We start from the raw sequence: 16,700 nt of genomic DNA, 5'->3' as shown, positions 1-16,700 counted from the left end.
GCTTCGGTCTGTCTGAAACGCCACGGCGTCCTTGATTGGTACGGGTTGGCGCTGGCGCGGGGCAAGCCCGTTCACTACAGGAAACGTAATTCCATGGCAGAGCTGACCAGTCGTGAACGTTTGCAACCGTCGTTGCTCGATCGCTTGAGCGACGACGACACCGAGCACGCCGTGGAGCCGCGTGACAAGCGTGTGCTGTCCATGCGCGGCCTGCGCAAGGCGGTGTTGCGTGACCTGGGGTGGCTGCTCAACAGCACCAGCCTGGGCAGTTTCCGCGACCTCAGTGCCCACCCGCTGGCGGTTCAGTCGGTGATCAATTTTGGTTTGCCGGACCTCGCCGGCAAGACCGCCGCAGGTTTGGACCGGGAAGAGCTGGGGCGGCGCATCCGCCAGGCGATCTGGGATTTCGAACCGCGGATTTTACGTGACAGCGTCCGAGTGGTGCCGGTGGCGCCCTCGGGGGCGGCGGCCAGTCCTAACCAGATGGCCTTTGAAATTCATGGCGAGTTGTGGGGCCAACCGTTGCCCGAGCGCCTGTACCTGAAGACCGAACTCGACCTGGAAGCAGGCGAGGCCCGGGTCTTCGATATCGAGACAAGGGACGTGCGGTGAACGCCAAACTGCTGCGCTATTACGAACGTGAACTGGCCCACCTGCGGGAAGTCGGCGGCGAATTCGCCCGCGACTACCCCAAGGTCGCCGGCCGCCTCGGGCTGGAAACCTACGCCTGCGCCGACCCCTATGTGGAACGGTTGCTGGAGGGCTTCAGCTTCCTCGCGGCCCGGGTGCAGTTGAAGATCGACGCCGAATTCCCGCGCTTTACCAACCACCTGCTGGAACTGGTGTACCCGCAATACCTGGCGCCCACGCCGTCGATGGCCGTGGTGCAGCTGCAGCCGGACATGAGCGAGGGCAGCCTCGCTGCAGGGTTCAAGGTACCGCGTGACAGCGCGCTGCACAGCCAACTGGGCAAGGGCGACCAGACCGCCTGCGAATTCCGCACCGCCCATGACGTGACCCTGTGGCCGGTGGAACTGGTGGAGGCGCGCTACTTTGCCTGCGGCGCGCAGGTGGCGGGCGTTGATCTGTCGCGCCTCGGCGGGGTCAAGGCGGCCTTGCGTCTGCGCCTCCGAGTGGGTGCTGGCCTGACCTTCAGCGACCTGGCCCTGGACGACCTGGCGCTGCACATCCGTGGCGGCGAAGCCATGCCCTCGCGCATCCTCGAACACCTGCTGGCCCAGGCGGCCGGGGTGCTGGTGATGCCGGTGCAGGAGCATGTGGACTGGCACCAGTTCCTGCCCAAAAGCGCGATTCGCAGCAAGGGCTACAGCGACAGTGAAGCCTTGCTGCCCACGGGCCCGCGCTCGTTCCAGGGCTATCGGCTGCTGCAGGAATACTTCGCCATGCCCCAGCGCTTCCTGTTTGCCGACATCGTCGGGCTGGCCAACAGCGTGAGCCGTTGCGCGGCCGAACAGCTGGACGTGATCGTGCTGTTCAAGAAGCTCGATCCGGTGCTGGAACAGAGCCTCAGCGCGGCCAATTTCGGGCTCTACTGCACGCCGGCAATCAACCTGTTCCCGATGCGCACCGAGCGTGTGCACCTGTCGGACCAACAGTCGGAATACCACGTGATCCCGGACCGCACGCGGCCGATGGATTACGAGATCTACCAGATCGAAGGCGTCACCGGCTACGGCAGCGGCGCCGAGGCCAGCCAGACGTTCGAATCGTTCTACCGCGCCAACGACCTGCATGCGCGCACGCCACCGAAGGCCTTCTACCAGGTGCGCCGCGATACCCGCGTGCTGTCCGAGCAGCAACGGCGCCAGGGGCCGCGCTCCAGCTACATCGGCAGCGAGCTGTTCCTGTCGCTGGTGGACGCCCAGGAAGCGCCGCACCGCAGTGACTTGCGCCAATTGGGCATTGACACCCTGTGCAGCAACCGCGACCTGGTGTTGAGCATGCCGGTGGGCAGCGGCCGTACCGACTTCACGGTCGAGAGCGGCGCGCCGGTGCAGTCGGTGCGTTGCGTGGCCGGGCCGACGGTGCCGGCGGCGTCGTTTGCCGAAGGGGAAACTGCGTGGCGGCTGGTCAGCCATTTGTCCCTCAACTATTTGTCGCTGCTGGATCAGGACAAGGAGCAGGGCGCCACCGCCTTGCGTGACCTGCTGCGCCTGTATTGCCGCATCGACGATGAAGCCGCGCACAAGCAGATCGAAGGCCTGCGTTCCGTCACCGCCGAGAGCATCGTGCGGCGTCTGCCACTGCCGGGGCCGATCACTTACGGACGCGGTCTGCAAATCAGCGTGACCCTGGATGAGTCGGCCTTCGAAGGCGCTGGTGTGTTTGTGTTGGGTTCGGTGTTGGAACAGTTTTTTGCCAAGTACGTGTCACTCAATTCGTTCACTGAAACGGTGATCAAGAGCACGGCACGCGGTGTGATCATGCAGTGGCCGGCGCGGGTGGGCAGATGCGAGATCCTCTGAGCCTGCTCAGCGCCCTTGAGGCGCACCCCGGACGCTTCGACTTCTACGGCGCGCTGCGCCAACTCGAATGCGCGTTCCCGCAGTTGCCGCGCATCGGCCAGGCCGCGCGCCCCGCGGATGAGCCCGTGCGCTTCGGCCAGCAACCGTCGCTGGCGTTCGAGCCAGCGATGATCGCCGCGCTCAAGCCGGGTGTGACGCCCAAGCTGCTGTTGAATTTTTTCGGCCTGATGGGCGCCAATGGCCCGTTGCCGATCCACCTCACCGAATATATTCGCGACCGCCAGCGCAACCTGAATGACCCGACCCTGGCCGCGTTCTGCGACGTGTTCCACCACCGCATGATCAGCCTGTTCTACCGCGCCTGGGCCTGTGCCCAGCCGGCGGTGAGCCTGGACCGGCCGGGGGCGGACCGTTTCGCCCAGTACCTGGGTTCATTGATCGGCATCGGCCAGGCGTCGTTGCTTAACCGCAATGCCGTGCCGGACGTGGCCAAGTTGCATTTTGCCGGGCGCCTCGGGCCACAGACGCGTAATGCCGAGGGCTTGGCGGCATTGCTCACCGATTACCTGGGCGTGCCGGTGCAGGTCGAGCAATTTGTCGGCCACTGGATGACCTTGCCGGCCGACGGGCTGTGTGCGCTGCGCAGCGGTCCCGATGCGGCCGTGCTCGGCCAGACCACGGTGATGGGCAAGAAAGTCTGGAACACCCAGCACAAGTTCCGTCTGCTGATCGGCCCCCTGGATCTGGCGCAAACCCGTCGCTTGCTGCCCGGTGGCGACAGCCTGCAGCGCGTGCAGGACTGGGTGCGCCAGTACGTCGGCCTGGCGATGGACTGGGACGTCAACCTGATCGTCAAGAAAGAACAGCTGCCGGGCCTGCGCCTGGGGTCTGCGCCCCTGGGCTGGACCAGTTGGCTGAGCAGCAAAGCCCCTCAACACGATGATCGGCAATTGCTGATCAACCCTCGCATTTCTTTTCAAGGACCTGCCCATGGCTGATATCAGTCGCGTCGCGCTTTTCGGCAAACTCAACAGCCTGTGCTACCGGGCCATCGAAAGCAGCACCGTGTTCTGCAAGATGCGCGGCAACCCCTATGTGGAGCTGGTGCACTGGTTGCAGCAGATCCTGCAACTCACCGATTCGGACCTGTTGCGGCTGGTGCGCCATTACGGCATCGACCCGGCGGTATTGGCCCGCGACCTGACCGCCGCGCTGGACCGTCTGCCCCGTGGCTCGACCTCGGTGACCGACCTGTCTTCCCAGGTGGAAGAGGCGGTCGAACGCGCCTGGGTCTACGCCACCCTGATGCTCGGCGAGTCCCAGGTGCGTTCCGGGCATTTGCTGCTGGCGCTGCTGAAAACCCCGAGCCTGCGCAACGGGTTGTATGGCGTGTCCCGGGAGTTCAACAAGGTTGGCATTGATGATTTGAGCGAGCGATTCGCCGCGTTGCTCAACGACTCGCCCGAAGCGCAGATGGCTGCCAGCGACGGTTACCAGCTGCCGGGTGAAGACCTCGGCGCGGTGGCGCCCGCCAAGCAGGAAGCCTTGAAACGCTTCACGGTCGACCTTACCGAGCAGGCGCGCAGCCGCAAGATGGACCCGATCGTGGGCCGCGATGAAGAGATCCGCCAGGTCATCGACATCCTGATGCGTCGCCGCCAGAACAACCCGATCCTGGTGGGCGAGGCGGGCGTTGGCAAAACGGCCGTGGTCGAAGGTTTCGCCCAGCGCATTGCTCGGGGCGACGTGCCGCCAAGCCTGAAAGAGGTGCAGTTGCTCGCGCTTGATGTCGGCCTGTTGCAGGCTGGCGCGAGCATGAAAGGCGAGTTCGAACAGCGTCTGCGCTCGGTGATCGACGAGGTGCAAGCCAGCGTCAAACCCATCGTGCTGTTCATCGATGAAACCCACACCCTGGTGGGCGCGGGCGGTGCAGCCGGCACCGGTGATGCGGCCAACCTGCTCAAGCCGGCGCTGGCCCGTGGCACCTTGCGTACCGTCGGGGCGACCACCTTTGCCGAGTACAAGAAGCACATTGAAAAAGACCCGGCGCTGACCCGGCGTTTCCAGACCGTGCAGGTTGACGAACCCGACGAAGCCCGCGCCTTGCTGATGCTGCGCGGCATTGTCGAGACCATGCAGGACCACCACCAGGTGCACATCCTGGACTCGGCGCTGGAAGCGGCGGTGCGCTTGTCGAATCGCTACATCCCGGCACGCCAGTTGCCGGACAAGGCCGTCAGCCTGATCGACACTGCCTGCGCCCGCGTGGCCATCAGCCTGCACGCCACGCCTGCCGAGGTGGACGACAGCCGTCGGCGCATTGAATCCCTGGAAACCGAACTGGCAATTATCGAGCGTGAAACCGCGATTGGCGTGGAAACCGCCAGCCGCCGTGCCTCGGTCGAGGCCTTGCTGGCCAGCGAACGTGAACGCCTGGATGAGGTGGAAGGGCGCTGGGATAACGAGCTGGCACTGGTGGAGCAGATCCAGCGCCTGCGCAGCCAGTTGGCCGATGCCACTGACCGTGAAGCCGGGCTGATCGAATTGCGCCAGTTGCAGGACGAATTGGTCGCGCAACAGGGTGAACACCCGCTGGTGCTGATCAGTGTCGACGAACAGGCCGTGGCCTCGGTGGTGCAGGACTGGACCGGCATCCCCGTGGGCCGCATGGTCAAGAACGAAATCGATAACGTGCTGCGCCTGGCCGAGCGCCTGGGCCAACGCATCATCGGCCAGAACCATGCGTTGGAGATGATCGCACGGCGCATCCAGACCTCCCGCGCGGGCCTCGACAACCCGGGCAAGCCGGTGGGTGTGTTCATGCTCGCGGGCACCTCCGGCGTGGGCAAGACCGAGACCGCCCTGGCCCTGGCCGAGTCGCTGTATGGCGGTGAACAGAACGTGATCACCATCAACATGAGCGAGTACCAGGAAGCGCATACCGTCTCCACCTTGAAGGGCGCGCCACCCGGCTACGTGGGGTACGGCGAGGGCGGCGTGCTGACCGAAGCGGTGCGGCGCAAGCCTTACAGCGTGGTGCTGCTGGATGAAGTGGAGAAGGCCCACCCGGACGTGCATGAGCTGTTTTTCCAGGTGTTCGACAAGGGCTGGATGGAGGACGGCGAGGGCCGGATCATCGACTTCAAGAACACCTTGATCCTGCTCACCACCAACGCTGGCACTCAGTTGATCAGCCGCCTGTGTCGCGATCCGAAGACCACGCCCGCGCCGGATGACATCGCCAAGGCCCTGCGCGAGCCACTGCTGGAAGTGTTCCCACCGGCCTTGCTCGGCCGCCTGGTGGTGATCCCGTATTACCCGCTGAGCGACGCCATGCTCGGCCGCATCATCCGCCTGCAACTGGGGCGCATCGAAAAACGCATCGCCGACAACCACAAGATCCCGTTCACCTACAGCGACGACGTGGTGCACCTGATCGCCAGCCGTTGCACTGAGCTGGAAAGCGGCGGGCGCATGATCGACGCGATCCTCACCAACTCGATGCTGCCGGCGATCAGCACCGAATTTCTCAACCGCCTGCTGCTGGGCACACCGGCGACCCAGGTGCAGGTCAGCGTGGAGGCGGGCGAGTTTGCCTATGCCTTTACGGCCGAGGCCGAGAGGTAAGCCCCGATGGCAACGACCCAGACCCATCGCGAGATCCAGGTGACCAGCGTCCTCGGCCCCGACGTGCTGTTGTTTCGACGCATGCAGGCGAGCGAAGGCTTGTCCCAGCTCAGCGAATACCACGTGGAGCTGTACAGCGAGCGCGCCGACCTGAACATCGACGACCTGCTGGCCACCCAGATGACCGTGGCCGTGGACCTGCCCAAGGGCGGCAGCCGCTATTTCAGCGGGCATGTCAGCCACTTCTCGTTCAGCACGCGCCAGGGCCGCTACGCCACCTACAAGGCGGTGCTGCGCCCGTGGTTGTGGTTCCTGACGCTGACCAGCGACTGCCGGATCTTCCAGGAACTGAGTGTGCCGGACATCCTCAAGCAGGTGTTCGCGCCCTACAGCATTGCCGACGTCGACACCTCGGGCCTCAGCGGCAGCTACAAGCCGCTGACCTATTGCGTGCAGTACCGCGAGAGCGATTTCAACTTCGTCAGCCGCCTGATGGAGCAGGAGGGCATCTACTACTACTTCAAGAGTGCCGCAGGGCGTCACACCTTGGTGCTGGCGGACTCCTACGGCGCGCACTCACCGGCGCCGGGGTACGCGCAGATCCGCTTCATGCCCGCCGAAGACCACGCCATGCGCGAAAGCGAAGTGATCTATGACTGGCGCATGGGCGGCGACGTGGAACCGGGCGGCTATACGCTGCAAGACTTCGACTTCGAGAAGCCCAGCGCCAACCTGCTGGCCAAGTCCACTCTGGCCGGCAGTTACCCGCAGTCGCGCCACGAGCGCTATGACTACCCGGGCAAGTACACCGAACGCAAACAGGGTGAAACCTATGCGCGCACCTTGATTGAGTCGCTGCACACCGGCACCCAGCGCGTGACCGGTGCGACCCGTGCCCGAGGCCTGTTCCCCGGCGCCCTGTTGACCCTGACCGAACACCCGCGCAGCGAACAGAACGCGCAGTTCCTGTTGCTGGAGGCGCGTTATGCATTGTCTTCGGACACCTACGAGCCCACCCCGCCCGCCGACCCCGCGCCGGTGCTGAGCTGCGAGTTTGTCGCGCTGTCACGCCAGCAGCAGTTCCGTGCGCCTTGTGTAGCGCGCAAGCCGCTGATGCACGGCCCGCAGACCGCCATGGTGGTGGGCAAGCAGGGCGAAGAAATCTGGACCGACAAATACGGGCGCATCAAGGTGCAGTTCCACTGGGACCGCGAAGGCAAGCGCGACGAAAACAGCTCGTGCTGGATCCGCGTGGCGCAGAGCTGGGCGGGCAAGCGCTGGGGCGCGCTGTACACGCCGCGCATCGGCCAGGAAGTGGTGGTGAGCTTTCTGGAAGGTGATCCCGACCAGCCGCTGGTCACGGGCAGCGTCTACAACGCCGACACCATGCCGCCGTATTCACTGCCGGAAAACGCCACGCGCTCGACCCTCAAGAGCAACTCGTCCAAGGGGGGCGGGGGCTACAACGAGCTGCGTTTCGAAGACAAGAAGGGGTCGGAACAGGTGTTCCTGCACGCGCAGAAAAACCTCGACCAGCGCGTGCTCAAGGACTCCCTGGACTGGGTGGGCGGCGACCGCCATTCCAAGATCGACCAGGACCTGCGCGAGAAGGTCGGCGGTGACCGGCATTCGTCGGTGGGCGGCCATCGCAACGAGAAAGCCACGGGCGACGTGTCGATGGCGGCCGGCGCCAACATGATCATCAACGGTGGCATGAAGACCGGCATCACCGCTGGCATGGACACCTACATCAAGGGCGGCATGAACGTGGTGATCGAGGCCGGGGCGACCATCACGCTCAAGGTCGGCTCCACTTTCCTGACCCTCACGCCGGCGATGATCGTCGCCTCGACCATCCCGCTGCCACTGCCCGAAGCCGCCTCGGCGGCACAAGCCCTGGCCCTCACGGCCGCCACCGGACCGGCCGGCGTGCCGTTGCCGCCCAAGGAGGCCGACGATGGCAAGTAACTCACTCTGGAGCCCGCTATGAACCTGATCCTGCTGGTCAAAAGCTACCGCGACCAACCCATGCCCGGCGACGTGATCTGCCGCTTCACCGAAGTGGGCGGCTCCATTGGCCGTGGGCCGGACAACGACCTGACCTTGGACGACCCGGGCAAATACATCTCCCGGGTGCACGCGCGCATCGACCTGCGCGGCGAGCAGTTCTACCTCACCGACACCGGCAGCAACCCCAGCCTGGTCAACGAACGGCCGCTGGGCAACGGCCGCGAGCGTGTGCTGGAGGAGGGTGATCGCCTGGTGATCGGCGACTACGCGTTGCTCGTGCGCCTGGAACAGCCCCAGGCGCCGGAACCCGAAGACGACGCCCTGGCCACGCGCATCCTGCCGCCGCTGTTTGTGCCGCCACCACCGCCCGTGGCCGCCGAACTGCCGCCGTTGGAAGTGCCGCAGGCGCTCGTGCGCGACCCGGAGGTGGTGGTGCCGGTGCTGTTGCACGACGACCTGGCCGGTGCGCGGATCCTCGAAGGCCACTCGCTGTTCGACGGGGCGATGCCGCTGTCGGACCCGCTGGGCTTGAACCCATCGCTGACCCCGGTGTTTCGCGGCACCGAGAGCGACCATGTGGCGCCGCAACTGCAGGCGTTCAACCCGCCAATCTGGCAAGCCGAGCCCCAGGTGATCCCGGAGGATTACGACCCGTTACTTGGGCTGTCCACATCCCCTGTGGGAGCGGGCTTGCCCGCGAAGAACGATAATGCGGTCATCCAGGAACAACCCGTCGTCCTTGAGACCTTCGCGAGCAAGCCCGCCCCCACAGGGGATGAAGGTGTTCTCACGGCCCTGCTTTTGGGCCTGGGCCTTCCCGACCTGCACACCACCCGCACCCCCACCGAACTCGCCCAGCTGGTGGGTGAAATGCTGCGTGCCGCCACGGGCGGCACCATGGATGTGCTGATGGCCCGTGCGCTGACCAAGCGTGAAAGCCACATCGACATGACCATGATCGGTGCCTATTCCAACAACCCGCTGAAGTTCTTTCCTGACGCCGACAGCGCCTTGACCCAGATGCTCAACAGCGATTCACCGGCCTACATGCGCCCGGTCAAGGCGCTGAATGCCTCGTTCGATGACCTCAAGGCCCACGAGCTGGCGGTGATCGCCGGCATGCGTGCGGCGCTGGGCGCGGTGGTGCAGCGCTTCGACCCGGCCCGGGTCGAGCAGCGGCGCACCACCCACGGCGCGCTCGACAAGTGGATGCCTGCGCGGCGCAAGGCGCGCCTGTGGGACCGCCTGGTGGAACGCTACGAAGACCTGGCGCGGGATGCCGACGAGGACCTGCAACGCCTGTTCGGCGAACTGTTTTCCAAGGCTTACGAAGAACAAGTCGCCCGCATGCGCACGTGATCATGGCCACGCAACGCATTCATTTGATGAGAAAAATTTATGTCCTGGAACAACAAAGTCGTCTGGTCCGAAGGCATGCTCCTGCAGCCCCAGCACCTGCAGCAGCATGATCGTTTTCTGCAAACCCAACTCGAAGCCCGGGTCGCGACCTTGCGCGCCTACGGCTGGGGTTTTTCCAAATTGGACATCGACCCGCAGCAGTTGGCGATGGGCAAGCTGTCGCTGCTCTCCTACAGCGGCGTATTGCCCGACGGCACACCCGTGGGCCTGCCGTTTGATGATGAAATGCCGCTGCCCCTGGAGATCCCCGACGATGCCCGCGACCTGAAAGTGGTGCTGGCCTTGCCGAGCCTGCGTCCGGGTGTCTCGGAAGTCGACGACAACCCCAGCTTTGAAAACTTTGCCCGCCATCGCAGCAGCGAATACGAGGCCTGGGACAGCAATGGCCTGGACAGCAGCGCGCTGATGAGCATCGGCAAACTGCGCCTGCGCCTGGCGTTCGAAGGCGATGTGGCCGACACCCATAGCGTGTTGGGCATTGCTCACGTGGTGGAAAAACGCGCCGACAAAAGTGTGCTGCTCGACCGCGATTACTGCCCGCCGTGCCTGGATGTTCGTGCGGCCGAACGCCTGCGCGCATTCAACGACGAACTGCTGGGCCTGGTGCAGCAACGAGTCGAAGCCCTGGCGTCGCGCCTGACCCGCCCGGACGGCAGCGGTGCGGCGGAAATCGCCGACTTCCTGCTGTTGCAAGTGCTCAACCGCAGCGTGCCGCTGGTACGGCACCTGGCGGCAATGACCGGTTTGCACCCCGAACAGCTGTACCGCGACCTTGCCTCCCTGGCCGGTGAGTTGGCGACCTTTACCCGTGATGACAAGCGTGCCGCCAGTTACCCGGTGTATCGCCATGGCGCCCTGGCGGAGACCTTCGCCCCGGTGATGCTCGACCTACGCCGCGCGCTGTCGGCAGTGATGGATGTGCGCGCTATCGCGATCCCGCTGGAAGAGCGCCAGTACGGGATTCGCGTGGCGGTGCTGCCCGATCAGGAACTGCTGCGCTCGGCGACCTTCATCCTGGCGGTGCAGGCGCAGATGTCGGCTGAAAGCGTGCGCAACGGTTTCCCGCCGCAGGTGAAGATCGGCTCGGTGGAAAAGATCCGCGACCTGGTCAACCTGCAACTGCCCGGCATCGGCCTGCGCCCCTTGCCGGTGGCGCCACGGCAGCTGCCGTTCCACGCCGGCTTCACCTATTTCGAACTCGACCGCAGCAGCGAATATTGGCAATTGCTCAGCCAGTCGGCGGGGTTTGCCATGCACATCGCCGGGGTGTTCCCGGGGCTCGATATGCAGTTCTGGGCCATCCGCAATTAAGGCAAGGTGACTGACGTGAACGACACTTTTGAAGGCGGCCAGGACCCGGACCGCACCTTGCTGATCCCTACCCCCGGCGGACGTCGGGCCACACCGCCGCCAACCGCGGCCGCGCCGGTGCAACGCGCCGCGCCTGTGCTGCATGGCCAGGGCCTCAACCCGCTGGTACGGGCGGCCAACCCGCTGCTGGACCTGGTGGTGCCGTTGCGCACCCTGACGGCGATGCCGGACATGGAGAGCCTGCGCCAGCGCCTGATCCAGGCGGTGCAGGCCTTTGAAGCCCAGGCCCGCGCCAGTCAGGTGGATGTGGAAACCGTGGCCGCTGCGCGCTACGCGTTGTGCACCCTGGTGGACGAGACCATCGCCAGTACGCCCTGGGGCGCGGGGGTGTGGGGCAGCCGCAGCCTGTTGGTGACGTTCCACAACGAGGCGTGGGGTGGCGAGAAATTTTTCATGATCCTGCAGCGCCTCAGCCAGGACCCGCGCACTCACATCGATGTGCTGGAGTTGATGTACCTGTGCATGGCCCTGGGCCTGGAGGGCCGCTACCGGGTGCTGGAGCGCGGCCTGGATCAGCTGGGCCTGTTGCGCGAGCGCCTGTTGCAACTGATCAACCAGCAACGCGGCCAGCAGGAGCAGGACCTCTCACCGCGCTGGCGTGGCGCCGAGGCCCCGCAAGCATCAATGCTGCGCCGGGTACCGTTGTGGGTGCTGGCGTCGGTGGCGGCGGTGCTGTTGTTGAGTGTGCAGTTGACCTACAGCTGGCTGCTCAACCGTGCGTCCGACCCGGTGTTTGCCCAGTTGGGTTCGATTCGTGTGGCCTCGCCGCTGAAGGTGGCGGTGCCCACGGCGCCGGCGCCAGTGCGCCTGGCCGGGTTCCTCGCGCCGGAAGTGGCCCAAGGGCTGGTGGCGGTGAAAGACAGTGCCGACCGCTCGGTCATCACCTTGCGCGGCGACGGTGTGTTTGCCTCCGGCAGTGCCGAGGTGTCGAGCAATTTTGACGGGCTGCTGGCGCGCATTGGCGACGCCCTGGCCACGGTGCCGGGGGATGTGGTGGTGGTCGGGCATACCGATAACGTGCGGCCGTCGGCGACGTCGCGGCTGGGGTCCAACTTCGACTTGTCCCAGGCGCGGGCCAAGACCGTGGCGCGTTTGCTCGCGCAGCGTGCCGGGCCTGCCGAGCGTTACCGCAGCGAGGGCCGTGGCGAAACCGAGCCGCTGGTGCCCAATGATTCGGCGGCCAATCGTGCACGTAACCGCCGCGTCGATATCACCGTGCTGATCCCTTCCCAGGCGCAATAACCATGAACTTTTCTTCGTTTTTCTCATTGTTATGGTCCCCGGTGGAGCGCTTTATTCTGTGGCTGCTCAAGCCGTGGTTGCTGTCGCTGATCGGCGTGGCGCTGCTGTCGTTGCTGGTGTGGTACGAAGGCCCGCTGCTGGCGTTCAACGGCAGTGAGCCGCTGGCGCCGGAGTCACGTCGCTGGGGGTTGATCGCGCTGTTTATGCTGATTTGGCTGGGCTATTTCGCCTGGCGCCTGTGGCGTGCCTGGCGGGCCAATCGTGGCCTGATGGCTGGTGTGGCCGAGGCGCCGGTGGTGGCGCCTGGTGTGCGTGAAACCCAGGCCGAAGTGGCTGAGCTGGGCGAGCGCATGCGCTCGGCCATGGCCGTGCTGCGCAAGGCCAACCCGGGCTGGAAGATGAGCGGGCAGTACCTGTACCAACTGCCGTGGTACATGTTTGTCGGCGCGCCGGGCAGCGGCAAGACCACCGCGCTGACCCACTCCGGCCTGCAGTTTCCCCTGCGCGAAGCCATGGGCAGTGGTGCCATCGGCGGCGTGGGCGGTACGCGGCATTGCGACTGGTGGTTCACCGACGAAGCCGTGTTGCTCGACACCGCCGGGCGCTACACCACCCAGGACAGCTACACCGAGGTGGACAAGGCGGCCTGGGGCGGCTTTCTCGACCTGCTGAAAAAGTACCGTCGCCAGCGCCCGGTCAACGGTGTGATCGTGGCCTTGAGTGTCAGCGACCTGCTGCAACAGACCGACGCCCAGCGCCAGGCCCAGGCCGTGGCGATCCGCGCGCGCATCAACGAGCTGTACGAGCGCCTGGGCCTGCGGTTTCCGGTGTACGTGATCATCACCAAGTGCGATTTGCTGGCGGGCTTCTCGGAGTTTTTCGAGACCTTCGGCCGCGATGAGCGTGCGCAGGTGTGGGGGGTGACCTTTCCATTGCCCCAGCCACCGCAGCCCGACACGGGGTTGGCGTCATTCCCGGGCGAGTTCGATGCGTTGGAGCGCCAGTTGCAGCGGCGGGTACTGGAGCGTTTGCAGCAGGAGCGCGACCTGTCGCGACGTGCTTTGCTCTATAGCTTCCCGCAACAATTTGCCAGCCTGGGCGATGGCCTGACGCGCTTTCTCAACACGGTGTTTGAAACCAACCGCTACCAGGAGCCGGCGCTGTTGCGTGGGGTGTATTTCACCAGCGGCACTCAGGAAGGCAGCCCGATCGATCGCGTGCTGACTTCGCTGGCAGCCTCGTTCGGCCTGGGCCGCAAGGTGCTGGCGCCGAATGTGGCCAGCGGGCGCAGCTATTTCATCACGCGGTTGCTGCGTGAGGTAATTTTCAAGGAGGCCGGGCTTGCCGGGGTCAATCATCAAGAGGAGCGGCGTCGGCGCTTGCTTGGCCGGGCCGGGCGTATCACGGCGGCGGCAGTGTTCGTGTTGCTGCTGGCGGCGATGACCATCAGCTACAACCGCAACCTGCAATTGATCGCCGATGCGTCTGGCGCCGCCACCAACGTCGCGCAATTGGCCAAGGCACTGCCGGTAGAGGGTGATGTGCTGGTGACGTTGCCGTTGCTCAATGCCGCGCGCAGTTTGCCCAGCGGTTACAGCGACGCCGACAACAGCGTGCCGCTGCTCAGCCGCATGGGCCTGTACCAGGGCAACAAGCTGGGTGCGGGGGCGATCACCCTGTACCGCCGCCTGCTGCGCAGTACGTTGTTGCCGCACATCGTCGCCAACATGGAAAACGCGTTGCGCCGGGGTGATGCGAGCAATCAGGAGTTTCTGTATGAAACCCTGCGCGCTTACCTGATGCTGGGCGAGCGGCAGTTCTTCGACGCGCCGTCGGTGCAGGCCTGGGTCGATGTGGACTGGCGCCGCGAACTGCCCCAGGCGACGCCGGCGCAGTTGCAGCAATTGTCGGATCACGTGGCGGCGTTGCTGGAGGCCGATGACGAAGCCGAACCGGTGCAACTCGACAGCGCGTTGATCGCCAAGGTGCGCCTGGCGCTGGCGAGCATGCCGTTGTCCCAGCGTATCTATAACCGGGTCAAGCGCCAGGTGGATCAGCAACATCTGCCGGAGTTGAGCGTCAACAGCGCGGTGGGGCGGGACGTATCGTCGCTGTTTACCCGCGCCAGTGGTGAGCCATTGTCCCGTGGGGTCAGCGGTGTGTACCGGATCGCCGGTTACCGTGAGTTGACCGACAAAACCCCACAAGCCGTTGCCGACATGGCCAAGGACAGTTGGGTGCTCGATCGCCAGGAGTCGGCGCAGATCGCCGGCGGCAACCCGGCGATGCAGGCGGCGGTGCTGGAGTTGTATTACGCGGACTACATCCGCCAGTGGGACACCTTTCTCGCGGATGTGCACCTGGTGCCGTTGACCGGCCTGGGCCAGGCATCCCAGGTGACCAATACGCTGGCTGCCACTGATTCACCGCTGCGCGCCTTGTTGCAAGCCGTCTCCAAGGAAACAACCCTGGACGGTGCCCTGACTTCGGCTACCAGCAAGGACACCGACCAGCGCGTGCGCGACAAAATCGCTGCCGCCACCCAGAAACTGCAATCGGCCTTGGGCGGTGACACCCCGGCTGCGGTTGCGGACGCTTCGGCCAACCCGGTCGATCAGCATTTTGCCGCGTTGCATCGCCTGGTGGGTACGGGCACCGGCCCGCAGCCGCTGGATGATGTGCTGGCGTCCCTGAAAGATGCTGGGCAGTTTTTCGACAGTGCCGATGCGGCCCGCCGCAGTGCTGTGCCGGCACCCTCCAACGAAGTGCTGGGGCGCTTGAAGCGTTCGGGTGACACCCAGCCGGCGCCTTTGTCGACCTTGCTGCGTGATGTGGAGGCCGGTGGCAGCGCGCTGACCCTGGGCAACGAGAAGGCCCGCTTGAACGCGCTGTGGGAGGCCACTGGCGCGCCGTTCTGCCGGGTGGCGATTGAGGGGCGCTACCCGCTGGTGCGCAGTTCCGGGCGTGATGCCACCGCCGATGACTTCGGCAAGTTCTTCGGCCCGGGTGGGTTGATGGATGATTTTTTCAGCAAGAACCTTGCGCCTTACGTCGACATGAGCGGCAGCCAGTGGCGCTGGCGTTCAACCGGTGTGACGCCGCTGAATATTTCCCAGGATGTGCTCAACCAGTTCCAGCGCGGCGCCAAACTACGGGACATGTTCTTTGTGGCGGGGGCGCGCCAGCCGTCGATGCGTTTTGATCTGAAGGCCCTGGGGGCTGATCCGGCGTTGACCAAAGTGACCCTGGACATCGATGGCCAGCCGGTGGTGTACGACACCGGCACCTCGCCGGACTTCACCAGCATCTCCCTGCCCAGCGGCAAGTCCGGAGGGTTGGTGCGCCTGGACGCCACGCCGGCGCTGGTCAACCCGTTGCGCAGTGACGGCCCTTGGGGCTGGCTGCGCATGATGGACAAGGCGGCGGTGAGCGCCCAGGGCGAGCAATTGCAATTGACCTTCACCGTGGAGGGCCACCGCGTGGCGTACCAGTTGCGCGCCAGCAGTGTGATCAACCCGTTCCGGCGTGACAGCCTTGAGCCGTTCCATTGCCCCAGCAGTTTTTAAGGACCCGTCATGAATGGATTTTTCGGCAAGGTCGCAAGCCATGGGGATTTTGTCAGCCGCCGTTTGCCGCCGGCGTTTTTGAATACCTGGGACACTTGGCTGCAGGCCGGTTTGCAGTGCAGTCGTGAGCGCCTGGGGGAGCAATGGCTGGACGTGTACCTGTGCAGCCCGATCTGGCGTTTTGCGCTGGCGGCGGGGGTGTGTGGTGACAGCGGTTGGGCGGGGGTGATGATTCCCAGCGTGGACCGCGTGGGGCGGTATTTTCCGCTGACCCTCGCCAGTGCAGGAGAAGACGTGCCCTTGCTGGCGCGGTTGGAACGGGATGGGGTGTGGTACGGCCAGTTGGAGCGCCTGGCGTTGTCGGCGCTGAGCGAAGGGTTTGCCCTGGAATCGTTCGACGAGGTGTTGCAGGCCCTGCCATTGGCCGGCTGCTGGACACCGGCAAGCCACGCCGACACGGCCTGGGTACCCGCACAATGGCTCGACTTGCCCGATCCGGAGCGGATTGGTGACGGCATGCCGCAATTAAGCGCGCAGATCGATCCTTCGGGCCTCGCGCGGCACTCACTGTTCTGGACCGAAGGCTCGCCCCGCGTTGCGCCTTCGATCTGGGTAGGGGAGGGGCTGCCGGATGGCGAGACCTTCGCTGACATGCTGGGTGGACGGTAGAGCCTGGTGATCACCTGTAGTGAGCGGGCTAGCCCCGCGCCGCGATCTACCTGATGTACCGCGTCACCTGAGACACCGCCGCGCGGGGCAAACCCGCTCACTACAACTGCTGATTTCTGTAGTGAGCGAGCTCGCCCCGCGCCGCGATCTACCTGATGTACCGCGTCACCTGAGACACCGCCGCGCGGGGTAAACCCGCTCACTACAACTGCTGATTTTTGTAGTGAGCGGGCTCGCCCCGCGCCGTGATCTACCTGATGCACTGCGTTACCTGATACACCGCCGCGCGGGGCAAGCCCGCTCACTACGG

10 protein-coding genes are annotated in these 16,700 nt (G+C 65.1%); all 10 read left to right on the top strand.

The genetic code is table 11. The annotated features are described in order from the left end of the window. Window positions 1-93 precede the first annotated feature (93 nt). The 10 genes from tssE to tagF are packed head-to-tail and all read left to right on the top strand — an operon-like array spanning window position 94 to window position 16,390. Window positions 94-612 (top strand): type VI secretion system baseplate subunit TssE, encoded by a 519-nt coding sequence (gene tssE / locus M2394_RS25305; protein ID WP_176995462.1) that lies wholly within the window; start codon window positions 94-96, stop codon window positions 610-612. Beyond that, window positions 609-2,486: a type VI secretion system baseplate subunit TssF gene (gene tssF / locus M2394_RS25300; RefSeq protein WP_259175002.1), complete on the top strand. Its 1,878-nt coding sequence runs from the start codon at window positions 609-611 to the stop codon at window positions 2,484-2,486. The genes tssE and tssF overlap by 4 nt, the downstream gene beginning before the upstream one ends. Continuing rightward, on the top strand, window positions 2,471-3,484 hold the full coding sequence (tssG, locus tag M2394_RS25295; RefSeq protein WP_259175001.1) for a type VI secretion system baseplate subunit TssG: 1,014 nt from the start codon (window positions 2,471-2,473) through the stop codon (window positions 3,482-3,484). Before tssF ends, tssG begins: the two co-directional genes overlap by 16 nt. Then, the gene (gene tssH, locus M2394_RS25290; RefSeq protein ID WP_259175000.1) at window positions 3,477-6,113 is read left to right on the top strand and encodes a type VI secretion system ATPase TssH; all 2,637 of its coding nucleotides are present in this window, start codon (window positions 3,477-3,479) and stop codon (window positions 6,111-6,113) included. The genes tssG and tssH overlap by 8 nt, the downstream gene beginning before the upstream one ends. Before the next feature lie 6 nt (window positions 6,114-6,119). Beyond that, on the top strand, window positions 6,120-8,081 hold the full coding sequence (locus tag M2394_RS25285) for a type VI secretion system Vgr family protein (protein ID WP_259174999.1): 1,962 nt from the start codon (window positions 6,120-6,122) through the stop codon (window positions 8,079-8,081). A gap of 18 nt (window positions 8,082-8,099) precedes the next feature. Continuing rightward, entirely contained in the window at window positions 8,100-9,482 is a 1,383-nt protein-coding gene (gene tagH, locus M2394_RS25280) for a type VI secretion system-associated FHA domain protein TagH (RefSeq protein WP_178918811.1), read from the top strand. Window positions 9,483-9,521: 39 nt separating this feature from the next. After that, the gene (gene tssK, locus M2394_RS25275) at window positions 9,522-10,853 is read left to right on the top strand and encodes a type VI secretion system baseplate subunit TssK (RefSeq protein ID WP_259174998.1); all 1,332 of its coding nucleotides are present in this window, start codon (window positions 9,522-9,524) and stop codon (window positions 10,851-10,853) included. Between the two features lie 15 nt (window positions 10,854-10,868). Further along, entirely contained in the window at window positions 10,869-12,155 is a 1,287-nt protein-coding gene (icmH, locus tag M2394_RS25270; RefSeq protein WP_259174997.1) for a type IVB secretion system protein IcmH/DotU, read from the top strand. A 2-nt stretch (window positions 12,156-12,157) separates the two neighbouring features. Next, window positions 12,158-15,721, top strand: coding sequence for a type VI secretion system membrane subunit TssM (gene tssM, locus M2394_RS25265; protein ID WP_259174996.1), 3,564 nt, complete (start codon window positions 12,158-12,160; stop codon window positions 15,719-15,721). A gap of 9 nt (window positions 15,722-15,730) precedes the next feature. Continuing rightward, complete coding sequence (gene tagF, locus M2394_RS25260) at window positions 15,731-16,390, top strand: type VI secretion system-associated protein TagF (protein ID WP_178918807.1); 660 nt, start codon at window positions 15,731-15,733, stop codon at window positions 16,388-16,390. Window positions 16,391-16,700 lie beyond the last annotated feature (310 nt).

This window comes from Pseudomonas sp. BIGb0164 (genome assembly GCF_024810135.1).
Classification (GTDB): Bacteria; Pseudomonadota; Gammaproteobacteria; order Pseudomonadales; family Pseudomonadaceae; genus Aquipseudomonas.
This window is presented reverse-complemented; position numbering and strand designations above follow the sequence as displayed.